Source organism: Pediococcus argentinicus (assembly GCF_001437605.1).
Classification (GTDB): Bacteria; Bacillota; Bacilli; order Lactobacillales; family Lactobacillaceae; genus Pediococcus; species Pediococcus argentinicus.
Map to the genome: position 1 here is coordinate 1 of NZ_JQCQ01000005.1, position 22,526 is coordinate 22,526.

Below are 22,526 nucleotides of genomic sequence, written 5' to 3' on the forward strand. Positions count from 1 at the left end.
ATTTTAGACTAGTTATTTCCCAGGCTCATTTTACTTTTTAAAAGTCCACCACTCCCCAAGAAACAACGCCTTTTTGAACTTCATCTTCAAAGAGATCGATTGTATGTTGAGCAAACTGAGGATCAACTTCTTTAATATCTTGAATAGCTTTGCACAGTGGGATCGGTCCCGTTAAAACAACGGATTTAGTTGAATGGCTAATGTATCCCTTACTAGCAGCAATAATTGCATGTCCAGCCAGATTAACAAAACAAACTAAGTATAAATCCATTGGTTCAAAAAAAGGCACCGCCCATGTTCTTTCATCAACTTGTTGAACAAGTTCAGGATGCTTAACAAACCTACCTACTTCTTCAATTGTGGGTTTTCTTAACATCATTGCTGAAATTTTCTCAAACTTAACTGGTGTATTTTGCATAATGGGCCTTCTTTCTATATCATTTAATTTATAATTACTATAACGAAAAAGTTAATTACAATCAAACAATATACTCAAGCCACTATTTTTCAGAAATATGATTTTCGTTCAATACCGCATTAAAATCCTTTGTAATCCGGTCATCACGTTCCCATTCTTCCCAATGATCCAACTTATCAGTTGGCATTTCATAGCGTTCGCCAATATATTTTTCATAATTCATTACATGTTGTGAATGTGAAATGTTCAACTGCATAATCCGAACTGATTTAATATAACCTCGCTCGGCTGCTAACTCTGCGCGCCCATTTAACATCATATTACCTAGTTCTAAATATTTTGTTCCATCTAACCTAGTTATTTCTTGAATCAATGTAAATGTTTCTTCACTCTTCATCTGTTGTCGCCTCCGCTCATTAAGTATAGCGATAGTTGATTAACACTGTCAAAACAAAAAAGAACTCAAAATGGAATTACCATCTTCGAGCTCTTTATATAAGAGAGAAAGAGAATTGATTGTAGGTAGGAGATGCGCTGCTACCTTACAAATTAAATGATAGCGCTTTCATAGCTATCTGTCAATCCAATTTTAAAATTATTCTACTGTAACACTCTTAGCTAAATTACGCGGTTGATCCACATTATATCCTCTAAGCAATGTTGCATAGTAAGCCATTAACTGGCCGACAACAACACTAACTAATGGCATCATGATCTCATCAACACTTGGTATGATAATCTGATCGCCGTCTTTAGCTAAGCCTTCACGAACAATATTAATCACATTGGCTCCACGTGATAATACTTCTTGTAAATTACTGCGTGTGTTATCAGCTGTTGCAGCTTGTGTAATAATTCCAATGACTGGTGTACCCTTTTCAATTAAAGCAATTGTTCCATGCTTTAATTCACCAGCTGCAAATCCTTCAGCTTGAATGTATGAGATTTCTTTGAGCTTCAATGAAGCCTCTAGTGCAACATTGTAATCAAGTCCCCGTCCAATATAAAAGGCATTACGGGTTTTAGCTAAATTGTCTTCAGCAATCTTTTGAATTTGATCTTTTTCATCCACAACTACTTGCATTGCATTAGCTGTTTGACTAAATTGTTCATTTAAATCAATCTCTTTAGCAGCTGTAATATCCTTAATTCGACCCACTGCTGTGGCTAAAAGTACTTCCACTGCAATTTGAGCTGTATATGCTTTGGTGGAAGCAACTGCAATTTCAGGACCGGCTTCCAAAGTGACTGCATTATCAGCTTCACGAGCTAATGTTGAATTATCAACATTTGTAATCGTTAGTGTTGGGACTTTCCATTCATTAGTTGCTCGAACCAGAACCTGACGACTGTCAGCCGTCTCACCACTTTGACTCAAGAAAATGAACATTGCACCATCTTCAATAATTGGGTCATCATAAGCGAATTCCGAAGCTACCACCACTTCAGTTGGCGTTTTAGCTAACTTTTCAAATAACTTCTTACCAACTAGTCCAGCATGATAACTTGTGCCAGCTCCCACAATATAAAGCTTTGTGGCGTCTGTTAGTTGTTTGATTAATTTAGCATCAAATTTGGGCTCGTTATTATCAAGATATTTACCCTGGATTCGACGCATTACAGCAGGTTGTTCATCAATTTCTTTCAACATGTAATATGGGTAAGCACCTTTATCAGCAGCTGCTGGATCAATATTAACTTTGAAAGGTTCGCGTGTAATCTGTTCGCCATTTTCATTTTCAATTTTGACATCATTCTTAGTTACAGTGACTACTTCTTTATCATGTAATTCTAGAAATAAATCTGTAACATCTAACATTGCTAGTGCATCACTACATACAACGTTGAAATCTGATCCAAGACCGATCAATAATGGGCTCTTATTCTTAGCCACATATAGAATATCAGGTTGTTCACGATCCATTAAGATAAATGCGTAAGAAGAGTTCTTTAACAAACTAATAGTTTTATGAAAAGCATCTGGTGTGCTTAATCCATCGTTAGAAAACTTATCAATCAATTGAACAACAACTTCTGTATCAGTTTCACTTTCAAAATGAACACCTTTTAAGTATGTTTCTTTTAATTCAAGATAGTTTTCAATTACGCCGTTATGAACTAAATAAAAACGATCATCTTGTGAAAAATGTGGATGGGCATTTTCAACACTTGGTATACCATGCGTAGCCCATCTGGTATGTCCAATTCCTACACTACCTTGAACATTATCTGTAATCTTATTTTCGAGATTAATAATCTTTCCTTGTGCTTTAACAAGATGGTCTTTTCCATTTTGTTCATTCACGTAAATACCGGCAGAATCATATCCACGGTACTCTAATTTTTTCAAACCATTGACCAAGACACTTGTTGCATTATTCAATCCATTTACTCCAACAATTCCACACATATAGAAATTCTCCTTTTTTGGTATATACAATTTTAGTTAATTGGTATTAACTGACAAGTAAGAATATAATGCATTAAAATGGGATTGTCAAGAAAATACTTAAATTTGGTATCGTTAAAATTCAATATAGGTATATGCTACGATCTGTGTACAAAAAAAGAACTCATCTCTGAGTTCTTTTTAATTTTAATTATTCAGCACCAACTTCACTGCGCACAACAGCTGAAATACGGTCAACATATTGATCAACAGTTTCTTGTGTTGGAGCTTCGGCCATAACTCGCAATAAATCTTCTGTTCCTGAAGGACGCACGAGAACTCGACCGTCCCCGTCCATTTCTTCTTCGACCTGTTTAATAATATCTTTAATCGCTTGGTTTTCTAAAGCTAACTTCTTATCTTGAACTCGAATATTTTCAAGCTTTTGTGGATAAGTCGTAACCTCACTAGCTAATTCTGATAATTTCTTACCTGATTGCTTGACGATATACATCAACTGAATGGCTGTTAGCATACCATCGCCAGTTGTATTGTAATCTAAAAATACAACGTGTCCTGATTGTTCTCCACCCAGGTTATAACCATTTTTGAGCATTTCCTCAACAACATAACGGTCTCCAACTTTAGTTTTAACTGATGTTAATTCGTTAGCTTCAAGGGCCTTGTATAGACCTAGGTTACTCATAACTGTTGTAACAACAGTATCTTTCTTCAAACGGCCACGTTCACTGAGATACTTTCCACAGATGAACATAATCTTATCACCGTCAACAATGTCTCCATTTTCATCAACAGCAATACAACGATCTCCGTCACCATCAAAAGCAACACCCATATCAGCATCTTCGTCTAAAACAAATTTAGAAAGGTTCTCTGGATGCGTTGAGCCAACACCATTATTAATATTCAATCCATCTGGTTTAGTTGCTGTAGTACTAAAATCAGCTTTCAAATCAGCAAAAATTTGAGAAACAAAGCCACTGGTTGCACCATTTGCAGCATCAACAGCAATCTTTAAGCCTTCTAAATCATCTGGGATTGTTTGTTCCAAAAATGAAGTGTAGTTTAATGCACCTTCTGGGTAGTCCGTTAAAACACCCAATCCTTCTGCTGAAGGACGTGGTAATTCATCTTTAGGAGCATCGAGTAATACTTCAATTTCTCCTTCTAATTCATCAGATAATTTATAACCATCTGAACCAAAGAATTTAATTCCGTTATCTTGAGCAGGATTGTGTGATGCTGTAATCATTACACCAGCGTCAGCTTCTTGACGACGAACTAAGTAGGCAACACCAGGAGTTGTAACAACACCCATGTCCATTACTTCAATACCGACTGAGAGCAATCCAGAAACTAATGCTTCTTTTAACATTTGACCAGAAATACGTGTATCACGTGATACCAATACCTTAGGTCTCTTTTCACCATCTTTAGCATGTTTTGTTAGGACATAACCACCAGTACGGCCTAATTGAAAAGCCAATTCAGGGGTTAAGGTTTGATTTGCAATTCCACGAACACCATCAGTCCCAAAATATTTCAACTTCATAATTATTCTCCATTCACTTTGCTTTGATTATCTGTACTATTTTGTTTATCAGAAGATGCATTACTTATATCAGCTTTATCATCGTTCTTTTGATCAGTTTTCTTCTCTTTACTAATTGGTAGTGTAACATTTACTGTCTGTGGACTCAAAATGACGTTTACAATATTGCCGTTTGCATCAAGTGCCTGTAGAAGTACCTGGCTGTTTAAATCAGCTTTTGTACCTTTTGGAACACTAATGTCCGCAACAACTTGTGAAATCTTGCTGACGTCCGCAACTGAACCTGTTACTTTGACCGTTGTACTACCTAACTTAGGAGTGCCAATTACATATCCCTTAGCAACCATCGATTTATCAAAACGAGGCTGAATCGCAAATGTTTCGGTCTTTCGATGTGCAATTGTAACATCGGTTTTATCCGGCGTAATTTGATATGAAATATCTTTATTCAATCCTTGTGCTTTAAAGGCGACCCGATGATCACCGGTACTTAAGCTTTGGAGCGGTAGGTAAACCTTAAAGTTCTGGGTATTAACTGTGGTAGTCACCAATGCGCTAGGACCCGTTAATTTAACTTTCACCTTAGCAGGATAACCACTCACGATGTAGTCTGAGTTATTAATATCTAAATCAACTGGCATAGTCATCGTTGCTGTCCGTTCAGACATCAATATAGATGTATCTTGATGTGATGCAATCCCCGACACTCGTGTTGATGCGCCCTTGTCGGTCTTAACATATGCAAATAATAAGACTGCAAAAATTAGTGCTAAGAGGCGATACATCCAGTTTCTAGTGAAGAACTTTCTCATTTGTGGTCACCTCCCCTAAAGAAGGATGCAATGCTGTCTGCCACAAATCCTAATCCTGACTTTTGAACCTCTTCATCGTTAATCAATTGAGCTCTGAAGTAACGAAGGTATGATTCTTGGTCCATACTACGAAGTAATTCGCTATCCTTCATAATCGAAACTTCACCAGTTTCTTCAGAGACAACGATTGTTAAAGCATCAGTTACTTCACTCATCCCAACCGCGGCACGATGTCTAGTACCAAGTTCTTTGGGAATCATATTACTTTGAGATAGAGGTAAATATGCTGCCGCAACGGCGATCTTATTATCCTTAATAATGACCGCCCCATCATGCAGTGGCGTATTTGGAATAAAGATATTAATCAGCAACTCACCCGTTATATCAGCATCTAATGCGATACCAGTTTCAATATATTCTTCCAAACCAGTATCCATTTGAATGGAAATCAACGCCCCAATTCGACGTTTAGACATATATTGAATAGCTTTATCCAACGCTTCAATCATCTTATTGGCGGCGTCATTTTGCGAATGGGTTCTAGCAAATAACGAACCACGTCCTAAATGTTCCAATCCACGTCTGATCTCTGGCTGGAAGATAATAACCATCGCAATTACAATCCAGTTAATAACTTGATCCATCAACCACGAAACGGTTGATAGTCCGAAATACCAACTTACAACACGGATCAAAGCAATCACAACAATTCCTCTGAAAAGTTGAACTGCTTTTGTCCCTCTCAATAACATGATTAATTCATAAAAGACAAACCAAACAACTAGAATATCAATTAAGTTAATCAAGTTACCCCATGTTAAAAATTGGGACCAATCAATTTTCATATGTATGTCCCCCTACTTAAAATTATTATACCATTTACTCTAAAACACGCTGATAATCCTTTAAACCAAAAAAAGGTTGGAAATATACCAAGTATAGCCTCACTTGTTTAAATCGGAAAAATAAGATTAATTCCTCCGCTTAGCTATAAAAGCCAAATAATTCAAACTACGAATCATTCGGCTTTCTTTGCTATGCTCAGAATCAAAACATCTTATTTTTTGCTCTAATTTCAACCCTTATTTCTCATCACCGATAATTCTAACTTCGGTCTCTAGTGCAACGCCAAACTGCTTTTTGACAGTTGCTTGAACATGATGAATTACGTTCATATAATCAGTTGCTGTAGCACCACCGACATTAATAATAAAACCAGCATGCTTCATTGAAACTTGAGCACCACCAGAAGTATATCCTTGAAGTCCGGCTTCGTGAATTAACTTACCAGTAAAATATCCTGTTGGTCGTTTAAATACACTTCCACATGATGGGTATTCCAACGGTTGTTTGGAGGCTCTCAATAAGTTAAGCTCATCCATTCGTGCTCTAATACGTGTGCTATTGCCAGGCTTTAATTTGAAAGTGGCTGATAACACAACATCATCGTAATCTTGGACACTGCTATGACGATAGCCAAAATCTAAATCATGATTATTTAAAATCTTAATTTCGCCATCACGAGTTAATACTTCAACTTCTGATACGACACCACTGATTTCGCCATCGTAAGCACCGGCATTCATGAAAATCGCACCACCAATGGAACCTGGGATTCCAGCAGCAAATTCCAGTCCTGTCAAACCACCCTGATATGCCATCTCAGTCGTTTGAATTAAAGCTGCACCAGCGTCAGCAATAACTTCGTCGCCTTGAACTTGAATCCGGTTCATTTTAGTTAGAATAAGAGTTAGTCCTCTTATTCCGCCATCTCTAACAATTAAATTACTAGCATTACCAATAATAGTTAATGCGGTATCAGTTTCATTTGCCCACATCAAAAGTTGCTTTGTCTGTGCAACTGATTCAGGAAAGACCAACAGGTCGGCTGGTCCACCGGTTTTTGTGTTTGTATATTTTGATAAAGGTTCATTTTTAAAAATCTGCATATCTGGAAATGCATCGTTAATATCTGGAGCCATCATCAAATTCTCCTCTGCTTAAATAAATTGTCTGGTATTTATTTTATCACTTTCGATTCTTCTAATAAACGACTACACAACCAATGACTGGATAAAACTGACTTTTCTGAAACTGGATTATCAGTTTTATTCACAACTGCGTCTAAAAATTCATTTACTAAAGGTTCAAACCCCCGTGTAATTAACAATCTTTGCCAGTCCCCACCACGAGTAATTGTTTCATTTTCAGCATTGGTATGTGTTAATTCTTGGCAATCTTTAGCCTGCAGCACACCTTGATTACTGATTTTTAAAATTGATTCACTATTCACACCAGTTTGCATTCCAATTAGCGCTGTTCCAACACCTTGGGAACCTTGCATGGTTATTTCAGCACTTTTTAGATACTGCTCGTCATCCGTTAATGTAATTAGGCCGCCAACGTATTTTGCTTTATCACTATTTAATTCAAATTGAACTAAATCAACTACGTGGATTAATAAATCATAAACCGCAAACTTTGGTTCCTGTAATTCATTTTGTCTCACTTTAGACGCAAACACTCTGTGTGGCAGTCCAATAGCTTTCATTTCTTTGTGAACTGGAACAAATCTGCGGTTAAAGCCACACGTTAACAACACTTTGTGGTCTCTCGCAATTTGAAAAAGCTCTTCAACTTCTTGATAGTTTTCCGAAATGGGCTTATCTACATAAACATTAATATCAGACTGCAAAAGTTCTTTTACAATTTGATAATGTGACGATGTCGGTGTATGTACAAAAACCGCTAAGGGCCGTTCTTCAATCAATTCCTCAACTGAAGTATGACCATATTTAAATCCGTATCTTTGCTTTAAATGATTGAGCTGTTCTTCATGACGACTGACAATGTGCCATTCGTATTGATCTCGTAATTGTTCATAAACTGGCAAATATGCTTTTTGTGCAATATTACCGATTCCAATAATACCGAGTTTCTTCATAAATCGTTCTTCCTTTACTGTCTGCTTCAGGTTAGTTAAAATACACAGTAGAACTTTTGAAAGCTAGGTGAAATCTTTGAACTTTGTAGCAATTGATTTTGAAACTGCGGCACCCGTTCGTGCAAGCGCCTGTTCATTAGCATTAACTATCGTTAAAAATGATCAAATCACTGATGAACTATATTCCCTGATCAATCCCGAAATGGAATTTAATTGGCGCAATATCCAAGTCCATGGAATTCATGAACAAGATGTTGCTGATGCTCCAACATTCCCAGAACTATGGCCAGCAATTGAACAGTTTTTCACACCTGACCAGTTAGTAATCGCTCATAACAATACATTTGATAACAGTGTCCTCAAGAAAACTTTAGAACGCTACGACTTAAACCGACTTCCATATCAAACATTAGATACTGTGAAGACGTCCAAGAGTTTCTTTCCTAATTATGTTAATCATAAATTAGATACGATGTGCAATAATCTCGGAATTGAACTTCAACATCATCACAATGCTCTTGATGATAGTCGTGCTTGTGCCAACATCTTATTATATGAAGAACAAAACTTTGGTACAGATGCTATTCAGCCATTTATCAAACAATTTAGTTAAAAATCACGATTCATACGAATCAAAGATCTTCCTTGTTCATCTTGGAAGGTCTTTTCTTTTTGGAATCCATTCTGTTGATAAATTTTAACAGCGTACTCATTTGTATTGATAACATCTAACCAAACACGTTTTAAAGCACTGAATTGTTCAGCCCAGTACATTCCTTCATCGACAAGTGCACTCCCGATACCCGCATGCCAGAATTCTTTCTTAACAGCAACCCCAAGCTCTGCACCTTCGTTATGTTCAGAATCAATAATTGTGACAATTCCAATCAGTTCGGGTCCTAAACAAGCTAACAGAATAAAGTTCTGCGGGCTTCGCTGAATTAAATCTAATTGTTGCCCAATTTGATCATCACTCATCCCTTCAAAACTATTATCCACAGTGAAGGTATCACTCTCGTTAGATAGCGTTGCAAAAAGATTAACAATTTCACGAGCATCGGCTGCTTCGGCTTCTCTAAAAGTTACTTCTTCGGTCACTTAATTTATGCTCCAATTCTGAACTAATTTGATTGTAGTGTTCTCCATGCGGTTCAACTGTTGCAAAACGCTTAGTATTATCATGATTGCGTTCTAAGTGAACAGTCAAAAATTCATCTGGTAAAAAGTCCTGAATATATTCCGACCATTCAACCACGGTAATGCCATCACCATTGAAATAGTCCTCAAAGCCTAAATCTTCGGCTCCGCCATCTTCCAAACGATAAGCATCCATGTGAAAGAGTGGCATTTTTCCATCATGATATTCATGAATAATTGTATACGTGGGACTCTTTATATATCTCTTAATTCCTAATGCTTGTGCAATTCCTTTTGTAAGGGTTGTTTTGCCAGCTCCTAAGTCACCGTCCAATAGTACAACGTCATTGGGCTTTAACAGTTGTCCCAACGCATTACCAAATTCGATGGTTTGTGCTTCATCTTCAAGTTGAAATGTATCCATTATTAGTCCACACTTTCCGGCAATTGCCAATCAATTGGTTGTTCACCCATCGCAATCAAGGCTTCATTGGTTTTTGAAAACGGCTTAGAACCAAAGAAACCACGATATGCTGATAAGGGGCTTGGATGAGCCGACTGAATAATTACGTTTCGACTCTGATCAATTAGTGCGATTTTATCACGGGCCGCCTTACCCCACAAAATAAAGACCACTGGCTGTTCTCGATCTGAAAGAGCCTTAATGGCAGAATCAGTTAATCTTTCCCAACCCATTCCTTGATGAGAAAAAGCCACACCGCCTCGAACTGTTAAAACCGAGTTCAACAATAGCACTCCTTGATCAGCCCATTTTTTCAAATAGCCATGTTGCACAGGTTTAACACCTAAATCACTCTCTAATTCTTTATAAATATTAACCAGTGATGGTGGAGTTTTAACCCCTGGCTGAACTGAAAAACTTAAGCCATGCGCTTGGTGTGGTCCATGATATGGATCTTGTCCTAAAATAACGACTTTCACTTTACTAAATGGTGTCCATTTAAACGCCTGAAAAATATGGTACATATCAGGATATATTGTCTGAGTGGCGTATTCTTTTTTTAGATACTGACGAAGTTTTTGGTAGTAATCCTTTTCAAATTCTGGTTCTAGTACTTGCTGCCAATCATTATCAATAATTACTTTCACTTCAAAGACTCCTTTTTAATCCGTTTACTTACTATCTACTATAATAACCGATTTACTAAAAAATTGGTCATGTTCATGTTAGAATTAAAGAAATACGATTGAATGGATGTGGATAGAATGATCTCAATTATTGCTTCAGATATGGACGGTACTCTATTAAACGAACAAATGCAGATTCCACCTAAGAATGCCGAGGCTATTAAACAAGCTCAAGCTGAAGGTGTCCACTTTGTTGTTGCAACTGGACGTCAATATAAAGAGGCTAAGCCTTTAGTCGAAGCCTTTGGTATTTCAGTACCGTTAATCACACTGAATGGGGCTGCAATTTACGATGTTGACGGCAAAATTTTAGACATGGTTCCAATCACACGTACAATGACCCGTTTAATCATGCGTCAGCTTGATTTAGCTGGTTTATATTATGAAATTACTACTTCCGAGGGTGTTGTTTCTAACAGTCGGACTCATCGAATTCAAAACCTTTCTCTCTTACTGGAAGGCTTGAACCCTGACACACCATTTAAACTAGCCGTTGCAATGTCATCGGCTCGAGTCGAATTGATGGATATTCGCTATGTTGACAGCTATCAAGAAATTCTAGATGACACAAAAATTAAGATTCTTAAAATCGTTGCATTTGGTACTGGTGGTCAAAAACAATTACGTCCTATCCAAGAAAAAATTGAAGATCAAGTCGATGTTGCTATCACTTCTTCATTTGAAAACAATATTGAAATTAATAACCCCCGTGCTCAAAAAGGAATCGCTCTACAACATTACGCTGACGGGCTGAACATACCAATGTCACAGGTTATGGCAATTGGCGATAACATCAACGATGCATCTATGTTGAAAGTTGCAGATACGAGTTATGCCATGGGTAATGCCGTTCCTGCTATCAAACAAATCGCAAATCATTTAACCGTTTCAAACAATGAAAATGGTGTTGGAAAAGCCATTTTAGAGCAACTTAAAAATAATCATCAATAAAAAATGGAGATTTCGTTATGGAAAGGTTCTATCTTAAAAGCCAAGGCTTAGAAAACAAGGGAGCCACTGTAATTAGAGATCAAAATCATAACTCAAAGTACCTACTAGTTGGTAAGTGGGGCATTGAGCATGACGCCCTATCCGTTTATGGTGTAAGCGGCCAACTTGAAGCTGAGATAAAACAGCTTTCAGTTGGTAAAACTCCTAAGTTTCAAATACTAATGGATAATCAAGAAGTTGGGACAGTTTCAACTCCAATTGGTTTCATTCGTGGATTTTTATTTGTGAATAAACTGAACTGGTTGATTTCCGGAAATACAACTACCTGTCACTTCAAAGTTCGGAGCGGTATGAAAGTTATTCTAGAAATCAATCGCGTATTAATTAACGGAAGTGCCTATATCGAATTGAACTGTTTTGAAAATGAACACACAGCTGTATTCATTGGACTAGCAGCAATTTTAGATCGTTGGGTACAAAAGCGTCCCCCACTTACGGAGCCGAAATTAAGACGGTCGTGGAACTTTAATTCTGGCAGTGCTTCTTATAACAACTTTACTAAGGAGGAATCACATTGGAACTCAGACTAGCAACAAAAGACGATATGCCTCAAGTCGTTAATTTAATCAAAATCATTTTAGATGATATGGAATTACCAATTTTACTCAATAATCCTGAATCAGAAGTAATGGATTTATTTGTTAAAACCTTTCAGAGCGACACCTACGCTAAATTGGCTGATACAATCGTGGCTGTTCAAGACGGTGAAGTTGCCGGAGTTGCATTTGGATACGATGGCTCCAATGAGGAACCCCTTCTAGCTGAATTCGGTAATCACTTTGATGCAAAACTACCAAAGCAACCAGTCTTCACTGAACCAGAAGCGGTTGAAAAAGAGTGGTATTTGAACTCTATTGCTGTAAATCCTAAATTTCAACGACAAGGGATTGGCTCTAAGTTACTAAATGAAATCCCCCATTACGCTAGTCAAAGAGGACTAACTAAAATCGGGTTACTGGTTGATCTAGCTAATCCAGATGCAGAACGTTTATATCGTCGATCAGGATTTAAAGATTTTAAAACTCAAATGGTCAGTGGTCACGAGTACAAGCATCTTCAAAAAGAAATCTAAACACTGAGACTGAGAAAAAATACTTTCTCAGTCTTTTTTCGTTTTTAATCTTAATAGTCTAAATCGGAGAAAAAAGACTGATTCCTGTGCTTAGCTACGAAAACCAAACGATTCCAAATACGAATCATTCGATTTCCTATGCTATGCTCAGAATCAAACCGCCTTTTTTCTCACTCTTCTTTTATGCCGAGCCTAAATCCAGTATAATGTGAAAGGTTATACTACTTAGACAGGAAGAATGCTTATGAAAAAGACCGGCTTAAAATATATTACCTGGCCTGTTCTCGCGCTAATGGCATTTGTTAATGTAATTGGCTTCGATGACATTATCTATAATTTTAAAAACCAAGGTCTTGGGGTAATTACCTCGTGGATCGTGTTATTTGCCTTATACATTATTCCTTATGGTTTAATGGTCGGTCAGTTGGGATCTACTTTTGATGATGAAGGTGGTGGCTTAACTACCTGGGTTCGCGAAACTAGTGGCGAAACACTCGGTTACTTTACCGCATGGACCTACTGGGTTGCATCAATCCCTTACGTTGTCGATACTGCCAATTCAGTTGTTGTAGCAATTGGCTGGCTGATCCACGGGAATAATTCAATGGAAAAGCATATGAGTAACGTTTTATTTTCCCTGCTGACCTTTATCATTTTTGTAATATTCATTTTAATTCAATCGCACATTCAACATTCGATTCAGGTTTTGAGTATTATCGGCGGTGGTGCAATGTTCTTAATGACAATTCTATTCGTTGTCTTGACTGGCGTTGACTTACTTCAAGGTGGAGCCATTTCCTCAGCGCCAATTACGCCAAGTGTGTTTGTACCGAAATTTAATCTACATTTCCTTTCAACGATTGGACTTCTGATTTACGCAACCAGTGGTTCCGAACTAGTTGCGCCATACGTCACGCGGATGAAAAATCCTAAAAAAGACTTTCCGAAAGCTATTATGTTAATGACTGTAATGGCCGGATTCTTAACCATTTTCGGATCATTATCACTAGGTGTGTTCTTCAATCATTATCACCTACCAGTTGATTTAAAAATGAACGGATCATTCTATGCTTTCCAAATCGTGGGTGAACATTTGGGACTTGGTAAAACAATGCTCTATGCCTTCATCGTCGCTCAACTGCTATATATGTTTGCACTATTGGCCTTACTTTTAGATGCCATGACACGAATCTTAGTATCCGACACTGGTCCAAAGTACATGCCAAGCAAACTATTAAAAGTTAACCGACGTGGAATTCCAATCAACGGTTATATCATGACTTCTTCGTTATGTGCTGGCATTTTATTATTAGGCGTTTTTCTTCCTAATATGAATGAAATCTTCAACTGGTTACTGAACTTAAATGGAATCGTCTCACCATTCGTAACTTGCTGGATCTTCTTTGCTTTCATCCGAGTTCGACAAAAGAAGAATCAATTTCCAGCCTCATACGTATTCATTAAAAATGACCGTTTAGCTATTCTAGTTGGCGGCTGGTGCTTCGCAGTCACATTTATTGCGGCAACGATGGGTGTTTTCCCACAAGATGTGCCATTCGGTTCCGGTCCATACTGGCACGAATTAACTTTAAACATTATTACCCCAATTATCATGGTAGCAATCGGCTGTATCTTACCGTTGATTGCTCGATATGAACAAAATAAGACCCTGGGTAAAAACTAACGTTTTTACTTCAGGGTCTTTTCATTTCCTAACTTTAATAGTCTATGTTCAGAATCAAACCGCCTTATTTCTACTCCGACTTTTAGTATTTCCGAATCATAACCTGATCCATTATATGATGACTAGTTTTGTGTAGGATCACGTCGGCTCGCCATCTGGTTGGTAGGATATATTCTTTTAAGTTTTTAAAATTAATCGTCTGCCAGATTTGCTTAGCAAAGTTAATTGCGTCTACTTCAGTCATTTGTGCGTATTTGAAGTAATAGTTATCTGGATCATTATTAGCTAGGTTTCTCAGTGCCAGGAAGCGATCCAAGAACCATTTTTTAATCAGGTCGGGTGTTGCGTCAACATAAATTGACCAATCAAAGAAATCACTCACGTAAATAGATTGATTAGATGGCAATTGTAATACATTAATACCTTCCACAATCAGAATATCAGGTTGGTCAACAACTTCGTATTCGTCTGGAACAATATCATAAACTTGATGTGAATACATTGGAGCTTTGACATTGCGCTGTCCATCTTTAATCGCGACTAGAAAGTCGATTAAGGCCTGCATGTTGTAACTTTCAGGAAAACCTTTTCGATCAAGAATCCCACGCTTCTGCAGTTCCTTAGTTGGATACAAGAAACCATCCGTCGTAATTAATTGAGTTTTCACCCCAACTAATAAATGACTCAACAACAACTGTAATAGTCGTGCCGTGGTACTCTTCCCTACTGCAACACTACCTGAAATTCCGATGATAAATGGTGACTTAGTTTTATTGATATTCAAAAAATCATTCTTATCACGTTGCCAACGATCATAGTCGATAAACTTCTTCTTCAAAAGCTGAATCAACGGAATATAAACATCCTGAACGTCTTGCAAAGAAATTTGATCATTAAAAGCTTTAACTTCCTTCAACTGTTCTTGTGTTAAAGGCAATTCAATATCTCGAACCAAAGTACTCCAGGTATCCCGGTCAATTTTAAAATAACTATCCGCTTCTGCCAAATTTAATATCCTCGTTTGCTAAATTAGCTACATTTTACCATATTATTCAGCTTGCTTGATATCGGCCTTAACATCATCTAGCGCTGTTGGTTCATATGTCATAAAGTCTTTGTTATCAACTGGTAAATGAAGTTGGAAATCAGAGAAAGCCTGGTAAGCTAATTCACCTGAGACAACTTCAAAATCTAAAACATGTCCACCAAATTGATGATCCTCACTAATAAAGTGTAGATGCAATCCTTTCACACCCATACCTTCGTATAGGCCGGGAGTATAGTATCCTACTAACATCCCTGAAATAGAATTTTTCTGAAAAACGGCCTGTTCAGAAGCAGTTTTAGCCAAAGTTGGATATGGCTTATTCTGCTTTTTGACCGCACGAGTCTTAACCATATCAAACTCACCAGCAACCGTTAATCCAACCATTGTATTGGTTAGATGCTCAGCCTCAATCACACCCATAATATCGGAGGTTGAACACTGATTAAGATCAACTTCAGAAGCTGGGTCCCATTGATGAACATTAGCAAACGGAATTAACGTGTCTTCATCCGGCTGAACCACGGTACCATCAGCTTTGGCTTGATATGCAATTCCATTTAAAATAATCAGTTCACCGTCTAGTCCTTCAGCCGTTCCAATTCCTGTATCACCTTTTTTAAGCAATTCTTTCAGCGTGATGGTTCCATCAAATAAACCATCCGCTAACATTGCTAGTGTTCCATGTTGAAATAAAATTGATTGTGTCATCGTAACTCCTTTTAAAGTTGATCAGGTAAAATTGTAGCTCCAAGTTTAACGTTGTCAGAGTAGTCAACTGGAATATCAACCACCACTGGTCCTTCAGTTGCAAAAGCTTGATCTAAGACTTTGCCTAGATCAGCGGGCTTTTCAACTCGCAATCCAGTTGCGCCAAAACTTTCGGCATATTTAACAAAGTCAACTGGACCAAAGTTAACCCCTGCCGCCTTGCCATACTTCATTTCTTCTTGGAACTTAACCATATCATAGTAACCATCATTCCAAATAATATGGATAATGTTTAATTTTTCACGAACAGCAGTCTCCAACTCTTGTGCAGAGAATAGGAAGCCTCCATCACCAGAAACAGAGATTGATTTACTATTTGGACGAACAAGCGCTGCTGAAATTGCCCATGGAAGAGCCACTCCAAGTGTTTGCATCCCGTTACTGAATAGTAAGTGACGTGGTTCGTAACTTCTGAAATGACGAGCCATCCAAATGTAGTGACTACCTACATCCACTGAAACCGTCATATCATCAGACACCCGATATTGGAGTGCTGAGATGATTGAAAGTGGATGATTCAACTGGCTTTTATCGTCAATCACTGGTGGCAAATCTTGTTTGTTTTGTTTGGTACGCAGTGTTTCTAAATAGTCTTGGCCCTCATTAGTTGGTTGATAACCCAGCAAATAAGGTGTTAAGAAGTTTAATGTTTGTGCAATATCACCAACTAATTCACGTTCGGGTTCAAAGTTATGATCAATTTCTGCTGGAGAATCATCAATTGTAATGATGCGACCTTCAGCTTCAGCATTCCAGTTTCGTGGTTCGTATTCAATCGCATCGTAACCAATTGGAATTACTAAATCACTATGCTTAATCAATTGATCTCCCGGTTGGTTACGGAATAGTCCTACACGACCATAGAAATGTTGTTCCAGGTCATGTGAAATAATTCCAGCACCTTGGAAAGTTTCAACAACTGGAATATTAGCTGTCCGAACTAATTCTCGAACTGCTTTGGTAACCTCTGGAGAAGATGCACGCATTCCTAGTAATAAGACTGGTAATTGAGCATTTTTAATTTCATTGGCTAGTTTTTCAACTTCGACTGGACTAGCAGGGCCCAAGATTGGATCTGGAATCGGCTTGATTGGTCTTGAAGTAACACCGGCATTAACCACATCTTGAGGAATACTGATAAAACTAGCACCTTGTTTAGATGAAACCGCCGCACGATATGCATTAGCTACAACTTCTGAAATATTTTCTGGCTCCTGAACTTCCACACTGTACTTCGTGATGGGTTCAAACAATGCAGCGTTTCGCATACTTTGATGAGTCAGGCGCAATAAGTCATTTCGGGGAACCTGTCCACCAATGGCTAATACTGGATCACCTTCTGCGGTAGCTGTCACAAGTCCAGTTGCCAAGTTACCAACTCCGGGACCAGATGTCACTAATGCTACTCCAGGTTTACCAGTTAAGCGGCCAATTGCTGCGGCCATAAATGCAGCATTTTGTTCATGTCTTGTAATAATTAAACGTGGCTTTTTAGCCCGATTTGAATGTTCTAATTGTTCAAATAGTAGGTCGATTTTAGCACCTGGAATTCCAAAAACGTATGGAATATCATGGTTAATCAAACTATCTAAAATCGAATCCGCTCCTGTATAACTTTTATCAATCACGGTTGTGTCCTCTTTTCATTTCCTCTTAGTATTGCCCCACCATCATACCAGACCACAAAATAAAAAAGCTAAGATTTTTACTTAGCTTTAATAATATATTACGTATTTATCAATAACGTGTAATTACTGAATTGATTGGTATAAATCAGGGTTAATTTTAGCAATCAATGGACTAATTTGTTGCTGTGCAATCACAGTTAAGCGATGCATTGCACGGGAACAAATTGTATAGAGTAATTGTTGATCGTAATCAGCTTCATACTTTTTATCCGATGCATCCCATACAATAACTGAATCAAATTCCAAACCTTTCGCCAAGAATGATGGCACGATGATTGTTCCATCAACTAAGCGCTGATTTTCAGATCTGATAAGTGTTGCTGACTCGCCAGCTTCTTTTAAGAGATCTGCAATTCGTTCACAATCAACACTATCACGACCAATAATAGCTGTCGTTTCATGATCCTGTCGATCTCGAGCCAATTGCCTTTGAGCAGCCTTCAGAAGTGACTTCTCGTCGGCTGTTACTTGAACTGTTGGCAATTCACCAGTTCGGTTAAAGGACTCGATTGATTCACCTTCAGATAAGATTTCCTTAGTGAAATCAGTAATTTGTTGCGTTGAACGATAAGACTTCGATAGTTGAACTACTTCCGTCTTTTCAGGTTTAAACATTTGTGACAACTCTGTCAACAGACTGTGAGTTGTTTCGCCAGCAAAAATAGCCTGATTTAAATCACCCAGCAATGTAAATTTAGCCCGCGGATAATTGAAGCGAATGTATGCTAACTGAAAGGCATTATAATCTTGAATTTCATCAATAAAGACATAACGCATTGAGCGTTCACCTTTTTTTCCAGTCATTAAGTCAAACAGGTATAAGTAGGCAGATGAACCTTGGGCTGAAATATGATGATCTTTCATGTCAGCCATCACTTGTTCAACATGGGCATCCCAGCCAGCTTCAGAAATATTCAACTTATCAAAATCAACAATCTTTGGCATCGAACGCAACATATGAATAAATTGCGCATTGATATTGAAGAAGCGATTTCTAGTAATAGCATTCTTTACTGGCTGTAGTTCTTTAATCACTAATTGACGAGCTAAGAACTTAAACTCTTCATCATTATCCTTGAATTCACGCGGATTATTTTTAAAGAGGTCATGTAATTCCTCTTGGCTTAGATTTTGAACCGCTTCTTCAACCCATTTCGAACGAATCTCAGAGCCGACCTTACGATTCAGCATTCGAATCAACTCGTCCTTGGTTCCTTCTAATCGGTTTCCTAAATTGTAGGTTGAGTTGAATGAATAATAAATTTCTTTCAAACGATCACGGTCTGCAAAATGGTTACCATGGAAAGTAATATTTCTAAATCGCATTCCACTGGTACCCAGATGTTCAGCATATTTAGTAACCGCATTGAAAAATTGCAAACTTCCTTCAAATGATTGAATTCGACGTTCTTCTTCAGTTCGTTGCTTTTCAAATCGTTCTTGTAGATTTTCAATCTCTAAATTGGGAATTCGACGACGTGTAAATTGGTAATAAGTCATTTGAATCATGTTTTGTTCGCCTAATTCAGGCAAAACTTGATCCACATAATCATTAAATAACTGATTAGGAGAAAACATGATAACTTGTCCCGCATTCAACTTACCGCGATAACGATAAAGAAGGAATGCCACTCGTTGCAAAATAGCAGCTGTCTTACCTGATCCAGCTGCTCCTTGTACAAATAACAAGTCTGCATCCGTATTTCGAATAATCTTATTTTGTTCCCGCTGAATAGTTGAAACAATACTCTTCATTTTGACATCGGATTGATTACCCAATGCATTCAATAGCATTTGATCCCCAATCGTTTCATCGGTATCAAAGACGGTCTTTAGTTCAGAATCTTCAATCGTGAATTGGCGTTTAAGTTTTAAATTAACGTGTTGCGTGCCATCAGGTGTTTGATAAGAAACATCCCCCATTTGGCCATCATAGTACACACTGGAGATGGGTGCACGCCAGTCATAAATCAAGAAATGCTCTGGCGAATCAGAGAAGGAGCTCAGCCCAATGTAAATAGCCTCATCAGATTTTTCACCATCTTCATGAAAATCAATTCGAGCGAAATATGGACGTTTCTCTAGCTTCTGTAATGTGTCTAAGCGATCAGTGGCGTGGCGCCAGCTGTTTTCTCGCTCTGATAATAACTGTTGCTGCTGACGCACTGAAATAGCGGTATCCATCATTCCAGAATAGGTACCAGTATTAACGCGGACATCTTTGAAAAAGTTCTTTTCAATTTCAGTCTGATTATTTTTTGCAGTTGTTGCATCAGCCTCTGCCTTTTTGATTGCAGTACCGATTTTATCAACTACTGTACCCAAGTGATGCTTTTCTTGTTCAAATATTTGATCTGCCAAATGCTTCACTCCCACTATTTATTTAGGTAAATATTCTACTCTATTTTGAGGATTTAAACAATTATTCTTCTTATATATGTTGATATTTAGATATGGTAAAATTGAAGCTGTTTGTAAACTTACATTTAGGAAGGATGATAACCCTTGAAAACGATTGAAATTTACTTTGTTCGTCACGGACAAACCATTTTTAATAAGTACAACCGCATGCAAGGTTGGTCTGACTCACCACTTACTGATAAAGGTCTAGCCGATGCCCACAATGCTGGTCAACGTTTAGCTGATTTGTCATTTAATCAGGTCTATGCTTCAGATACGACTCGTGCTATCAATACTGCTCGTGCCATTATTTCTGAAAATAAACAGGAACCTGAATTAGAAGTAAAACCCGAATTTCGTGAAGAATTTTACGGTTACTATGAAGGGGCAGATTCTGCTCAAACCTGGTTCGAAGTTTTAATGCCAATTTCTGGCGAAAAGACATTCCATAACTTTTTGGAAGAACACAAGATTGAAGATTCAAAAGATGCTATGAAGGCCGCTGATCCATTTCACGATGCCGAAAACAACGTTGAATTCTGGGAACGTTTAAACCGTGGATTCTCAGATGTGTTTGAAAAAGCTAACGATGGTGATCGCATTTTAGTTGTTAGCCATGGTACAACCATTCGATCAATTGCCAAGCAATTTCAACCTGACCTTGACGTTACTTGGGGTCCTGCCAACGGAAGCATTAGTAAAGTAACAATGAACGATGATGGTATTCAACTTGATTTCTACAACAATCATGCTGACACACCATTAAACTAAAGACGAGGAGTATGCATAATGGAAAAATCACCACTGGATTCAGATTCAAAAAAGCGATTCATTAGCTGGCCAGTTGTGGCCCTAATGGACTTCGTTACCGTAATTGGTTTCGATGATTTAATTTATAACTTTCATAATCAAGGTTTAGCGATTGTTACAACCTGGATTATTATGATTTTAATGTTTGTTTGGCCATATGAAATGATGGTTGGACAATTAGGTGGCACTTTCAATGAAGATGGTGGTGGATTAGCCTCATGGGTTCGTTCTACTAACGGTGACCTGGCTGGCTATATCGTTGCTTTCTTCTATTGGATTGCCGGATTACCATACGTTGTCGATGTTGCTAACTCAGTAGTTGTTTCAATTAGCTGGTTAGTCAAAGGTAACGGTGATCTTCACAAATACATGTCGACGTTCGTCTTTGCCCTCTTCACAGCGGTTGTTTTCTTACTATTTATTTGGTTCCAGCACTTTTTCAAAAACCGCTCGCTTGAAATTCTTAGTACCATCGGTGGTGGTGCAATGTTCATCATGACGATTTTATTCGTTGTTATGACAGTTGCCGCCCTAATTCATGGTCATCACATTGAAACACAACCATTTAATCTAGGAGCTTTCATTCCTAAAATTGATGGTCATTTTCTTTCAACCTTCGGACTTCTAATCTTCGCCATTAATGGTGCTGAATTAGCTGGCCCTTACGTAAAGGAAATGAAACACGGAAATCGTGATTTTCCAAAGGCTATGATGATGCTTTTAATCATGACGGCATTCCTAACCGTCTTTGGTTCATTTGCCCTTGCTGTATTCTTTGATGCCCATCACTTACCATATGATCTTAAGATGAATGGTTCATACTACGCCTTCCAAGCTTTAGGAAATGAATTTGGAATTGGTAATGTGCTGATGTACATCTTTGCGGCTACTCAAGCTGTTTACATGTTTGCTCAATTGGCCGTTATCTTAGATGCATCAACTCGGATTTTCTTATCCGATGTTGCACTTAAGTACCTACCAAAATCACTTGGTAAATTAACTGATGAAGGTCTTCCAATTAATGGTTACTGGTTAACAACAGCGATTGTTTCACTTGTGTTATTCCTAAGTAATTGGTTACCAAGTATCAATGATATGTTTAACTGGCTCTTAAATATCAACGGAATTGTGTCGCCATTTGTTACTAGTTTTGTGTTCTTTGCCTTTATGCGAATTAGACAAAACAGCAAAAAGTACCCTTCTACTTACGTCTTCATTAAACAAGACTGGTTAGCTTGGTTAGTTGGAACATGGTGTTTTGTAGTCACGATTGCCTTCTCACTTTTGGGTATTCGTCCAACCGATGCTACTCCGGGAACGGTGCTCTACAATAAGGAATTGCTCTTAAATATTGTTGTGCCAATTATCTTTATTGCTCTTTCAGCTGTATTGCCTTACCAAGCATGGGTAGAACGTAAGAAGCTTCAAAAATGGTCTCTATGGTCTCTTCCTGCAGGTATCATCATCTTTATCGGTGGTGCTTTCACAATCGTTTCTAACCACTTAAACAATCAAATTTGGATTGCATTAGCAGCATGGTTAATCAATACCGCCCTAGCTATTGCGGTTTACTGGTTATTCTTCTGGAATCTATCTAAAAAAGATCGACAAACTGCTTAAATA

General features: G+C 37.9%; 22 protein-coding genes. 7 read left to right on the forward strand and 15 right to left on the reverse strand.

Annotated features, from left to right (window positions below; all coding sequences use genetic code 11):
• Window positions 1–37: 37 nt before the first annotated feature.
• The 8 genes from IV88_RS01920 to IV88_RS01955 all read right to left on the reverse strand — a co-directional run bounded on the left by IV88_RS01920 (window position 38) and on the right by IV88_RS01955 (window position 8,136).
• Window positions 38–418 (reverse strand): hypothetical protein, encoded by a 381-nt coding sequence (locus IV88_RS01920; protein ID WP_057798161.1) that lies wholly within the window; start codon window positions 416–418, stop codon window positions 38–40.
• Between the two features lie 82 nt (window positions 419–500).
• On the reverse strand, window positions 501–815 hold the full coding sequence (locus IV88_RS01925; protein ID WP_057798163.1) for a hypothetical protein: 315 nt from the start codon (window positions 813–815) through the stop codon (window positions 501–503).
• A gap of 198 nt (window positions 816–1,013) precedes the next feature.
• Window positions 1,014–2,828 carry a glutamine--fructose-6-phosphate transaminase (isomerizing) gene (glmS, locus tag IV88_RS01930; RefSeq protein WP_057798165.1) on the reverse strand — a complete coding sequence of 605 codons (1,815 nt, stop codon included), beginning with the start codon at window positions 2,826–2,828 and terminating at the stop codon, window positions 1,014–1,016.
• Window positions 2,829–3,018: 190 nt separating this feature from the next.
• The gene (gene glmM, locus IV88_RS01935) at window positions 3,019–4,380 is read right to left on the reverse strand and encodes a phosphoglucosamine mutase (RefSeq protein WP_057798167.1); all 1,362 of its coding nucleotides are present in this window, start codon (window positions 4,378–4,380) and stop codon (window positions 3,019–3,021) included.
• 2 nt (window positions 4,381–4,382) lie between these two features.
• A complete protein-coding gene (locus IV88_RS01940) occupies window positions 4,383–5,192 on the reverse strand; it encodes a CdaR family protein (RefSeq protein ID WP_057798170.1) in 810 nt (269 codons plus the stop codon).
• Complete coding sequence (gene cdaA / locus IV88_RS01945; protein WP_057798172.1) at window positions 5,189–6,037, reverse strand: diadenylate cyclase CdaA; 849 nt, start codon at window positions 6,035–6,037, stop codon at window positions 5,189–5,191. The genes IV88_RS01940 and cdaA overlap by 4 nt, the downstream gene beginning before the upstream one ends.
• A 237-nt stretch (window positions 6,038–6,274) precedes the next feature.
• Window positions 6,275–7,177 (reverse strand): UDP-N-acetylmuramate dehydrogenase, encoded by a 903-nt coding sequence (murB, locus tag IV88_RS01950; RefSeq protein WP_057798174.1) that lies wholly within the window; start codon window positions 7,175–7,177, stop codon window positions 6,275–6,277.
• A 35-nt stretch (window positions 7,178–7,212) separates the two neighbouring features.
• Window positions 7,213–8,136: a Gfo/Idh/MocA family protein gene (locus IV88_RS01955; protein WP_057798175.1), complete on the reverse strand. Its 924-nt coding sequence runs from the start codon at window positions 8,134–8,136 to the stop codon at window positions 7,213–7,215.
• A 76-nt stretch (window positions 8,137–8,212) separates the two neighbouring features.
• On the opposite strand from IV88_RS01955, the gene IV88_RS01960 reads away from it, so the two are divergent.
• The gene (locus IV88_RS01960) at window positions 8,213–8,749 is read left to right on the forward strand and encodes a 3'-5' exonuclease (protein ID WP_057798177.1); all 537 of its coding nucleotides are present in this window, start codon (window positions 8,213–8,215) and stop codon (window positions 8,747–8,749) included.
• Here IV88_RS01960 and IV88_RS01965 read toward each other — a convergent pair.
• From IV88_RS01965 to IV88_RS01975, 3 genes are read right to left on the reverse strand one after another with little or no spacing between them, the layout of a single operon-like run.
• Window positions 8,746–9,234 (reverse strand): GNAT family N-acetyltransferase, encoded by a 489-nt coding sequence (locus IV88_RS01965; RefSeq protein ID WP_057798179.1) that lies wholly within the window; start codon window positions 9,232–9,234, stop codon window positions 8,746–8,748. The two genes, IV88_RS01960 and IV88_RS01965, sit on opposite strands and share 4 nt — an antisense overlap.
• Complete coding sequence (tsaE, locus tag IV88_RS01970; RefSeq protein WP_057798181.1) at window positions 9,212–9,697, reverse strand: tRNA (adenosine(37)-N6)-threonylcarbamoyltransferase complex ATPase subunit type 1 TsaE; 486 nt, start codon at window positions 9,695–9,697, stop codon at window positions 9,212–9,214. Before tsaE ends, IV88_RS01965 begins: the two co-directional genes overlap by 23 nt.
• 2 nt (window positions 9,698–9,699) lie before the next feature.
• Window positions 9,700–10,383 (reverse strand): uracil-DNA glycosylase, encoded by a 684-nt coding sequence (locus tag IV88_RS01975; protein WP_057798183.1) that lies wholly within the window; start codon window positions 10,381–10,383, stop codon window positions 9,700–9,702.
• A gap of 117 nt (window positions 10,384–10,500) precedes the next feature.
• Here IV88_RS01975 and IV88_RS01980 point away from each other — a divergent pair, with 117 nt between their 5' ends.
• The 4 genes from IV88_RS01980 (at window position 10,501) to IV88_RS01995 (ending at window position 14,189) form a co-directional block, all read left to right on the forward strand.
• Window positions 10,501–11,373, forward strand: coding sequence for a Cof-type HAD-IIB family hydrolase (locus tag IV88_RS01980; RefSeq protein WP_057798185.1), 873 nt, complete (start codon window positions 10,501–10,503; stop codon window positions 11,371–11,373).
• Between the two features lie 17 nt (window positions 11,374–11,390).
• Window positions 11,391–11,963, forward strand: coding sequence for an LURP-one-related/scramblase family protein (locus tag IV88_RS01985; protein ID WP_057798187.1), 573 nt, complete (start codon window positions 11,391–11,393; stop codon window positions 11,961–11,963).
• Window positions 11,948–12,505 (forward strand): GNAT family N-acetyltransferase, encoded by a 558-nt coding sequence (locus tag IV88_RS01990; protein WP_057798190.1) that lies wholly within the window; start codon window positions 11,948–11,950, stop codon window positions 12,503–12,505. Before IV88_RS01985 ends, IV88_RS01990 begins: the two co-directional genes overlap by 16 nt.
• 244 nt (window positions 12,506–12,749) lie before the next feature.
• The gene (locus IV88_RS01995; protein WP_057798192.1) at window positions 12,750–14,189 is read left to right on the forward strand and encodes an APC family permease; all 1,440 of its coding nucleotides are present in this window, start codon (window positions 12,750–12,752) and stop codon (window positions 14,187–14,189) included.
• 82 nt (window positions 14,190–14,271) lie between these two features.
• On the opposite strand, the gene coaA is transcribed toward IV88_RS01995, so the two are convergent.
• The 4 genes from coaA to helD form a co-directional block, all read right to left on the reverse strand.
• Complete coding sequence (gene coaA / locus IV88_RS02000) at window positions 14,272–15,195, reverse strand: type I pantothenate kinase (protein WP_057798194.1); 924 nt, start codon at window positions 15,193–15,195, stop codon at window positions 14,272–14,274.
• Window positions 15,196–15,237: 42 nt separating this feature from the next.
• Window positions 15,238–15,945, reverse strand: a complete 708-nt coding sequence (gene budA, locus IV88_RS02005) for an acetolactate decarboxylase (RefSeq protein ID WP_057798196.1) — start codon at window positions 15,943–15,945, stop codon at window positions 15,238–15,240.
• Between the two features lie 11 nt (window positions 15,946–15,956).
• Window positions 15,957–17,633 carry an acetolactate synthase AlsS gene (gene alsS / locus IV88_RS02010; RefSeq protein WP_057798198.1) on the reverse strand — a complete coding sequence of 559 codons (1,677 nt, stop codon included), beginning with the start codon at window positions 17,631–17,633 and terminating at the stop codon, window positions 15,957–15,959.
• A gap of 123 nt (window positions 17,634–17,756) precedes the next feature.
• The gene (helD, locus tag IV88_RS02015; RefSeq protein ID WP_057798200.1) at window positions 17,757–20,054 is read right to left on the reverse strand and encodes an RNA polymerase recycling motor HelD; all 2,298 of its coding nucleotides are present in this window, start codon (window positions 20,052–20,054) and stop codon (window positions 17,757–17,759) included.
• A 144-nt stretch (window positions 20,055–20,198) separates the two neighbouring features.
• Between helD and IV88_RS02020 the strand changes: the two genes are divergently transcribed.
• Window positions 20,199–20,864: a histidine phosphatase family protein gene (locus IV88_RS02020; RefSeq protein ID WP_057798202.1), complete on the forward strand. Its 666-nt coding sequence runs from the start codon at window positions 20,199–20,201 to the stop codon at window positions 20,862–20,864.
• An 18-nt stretch (window positions 20,865–20,882) separates the two neighbouring features.
• Window positions 20,883–22,523, forward strand: a complete 1,641-nt coding sequence (locus IV88_RS02025; protein ID WP_057798204.1) for an APC family permease — start codon at window positions 20,883–20,885, stop codon at window positions 22,521–22,523.
• Window positions 22,524–22,526: the final 3 nt, after the last annotated feature.

Coding starts and splice junctions, on each gene's coding strand:
- IV88_RS01920 (WP_057798161.1), bottom strand. CDS start 418: ATGCAAAATACACCAGTTAAGTTTGAGAAAATTTCAGCAATGATGTTA.
- IV88_RS01925 (WP_057798163.1), bottom strand. CDS start 815: ATGAAGAGTGAAGAAACATTTACATTGATTCAAGAAATAACTAGGTTA.
- glmS (WP_057798165.1), bottom strand. CDS start 2,828: ATGTGTGGAATTGTTGGAGTAAATGGATTGAATAATGCAACAAGTGTC.
- glmM (WP_057798167.1), bottom strand. CDS start 4,380: ATGAAGTTGAAATATTTTGGGACTGATGGTGTTCGTGGAATTGCAAAT.
- IV88_RS01940 (WP_057798170.1), bottom strand. CDS start 5,192: ATGAGAAAGTTCTTCACTAGAAACTGGATGTATCGCCTCTTAGCACTA.
- cdaA (WP_057798172.1), bottom strand. CDS start 6,037: ATGAAAATTGATTGGTCCCAATTTTTAACATGGGGTAACTTGATTAAC.
- murB (WP_057798174.1), bottom strand. CDS start 7,177: ATGATGGCTCCAGATATTAACGATGCATTTCCAGATATGCAGATTTTT.
- IV88_RS01955 (WP_057798175.1), bottom strand. CDS start 8,136: ATGAAGAAACTCGGTATTATTGGAATCGGTAATATTGCACAAAAAGCA.
- tsaE (WP_057798181.1), bottom strand. CDS start 9,697: ATGGATACATTTCAACTTGAAGATGAAGCACAAACCATCGAATTTGGT.
- IV88_RS01980 (WP_057798185.1), top strand. CDS start 10,501: ATGATCTCAATTATTGCTTCAGATATGGACGGTACTCTATTAAACGAA.
- IV88_RS01985 (WP_057798187.1), top strand. CDS start 11,391: ATGGAAAGGTTCTATCTTAAAAGCCAAGGCTTAGAAAACAAGGGAGCC.
- IV88_RS01995 (WP_057798192.1), top strand. CDS start 12,750: ATGAAAAAGACCGGCTTAAAATATATTACCTGGCCTGTTCTCGCGCTA.
- budA (WP_057798196.1), bottom strand. CDS start 15,945: ATGACACAATCAATTTTATTTCAACATGGAACACTAGCAATGTTAGCG.
- IV88_RS02025 (WP_057798204.1), top strand. CDS start 20,883: ATGGAAAAATCACCACTGGATTCAGATTCAAAAAAGCGATTCATTAGC.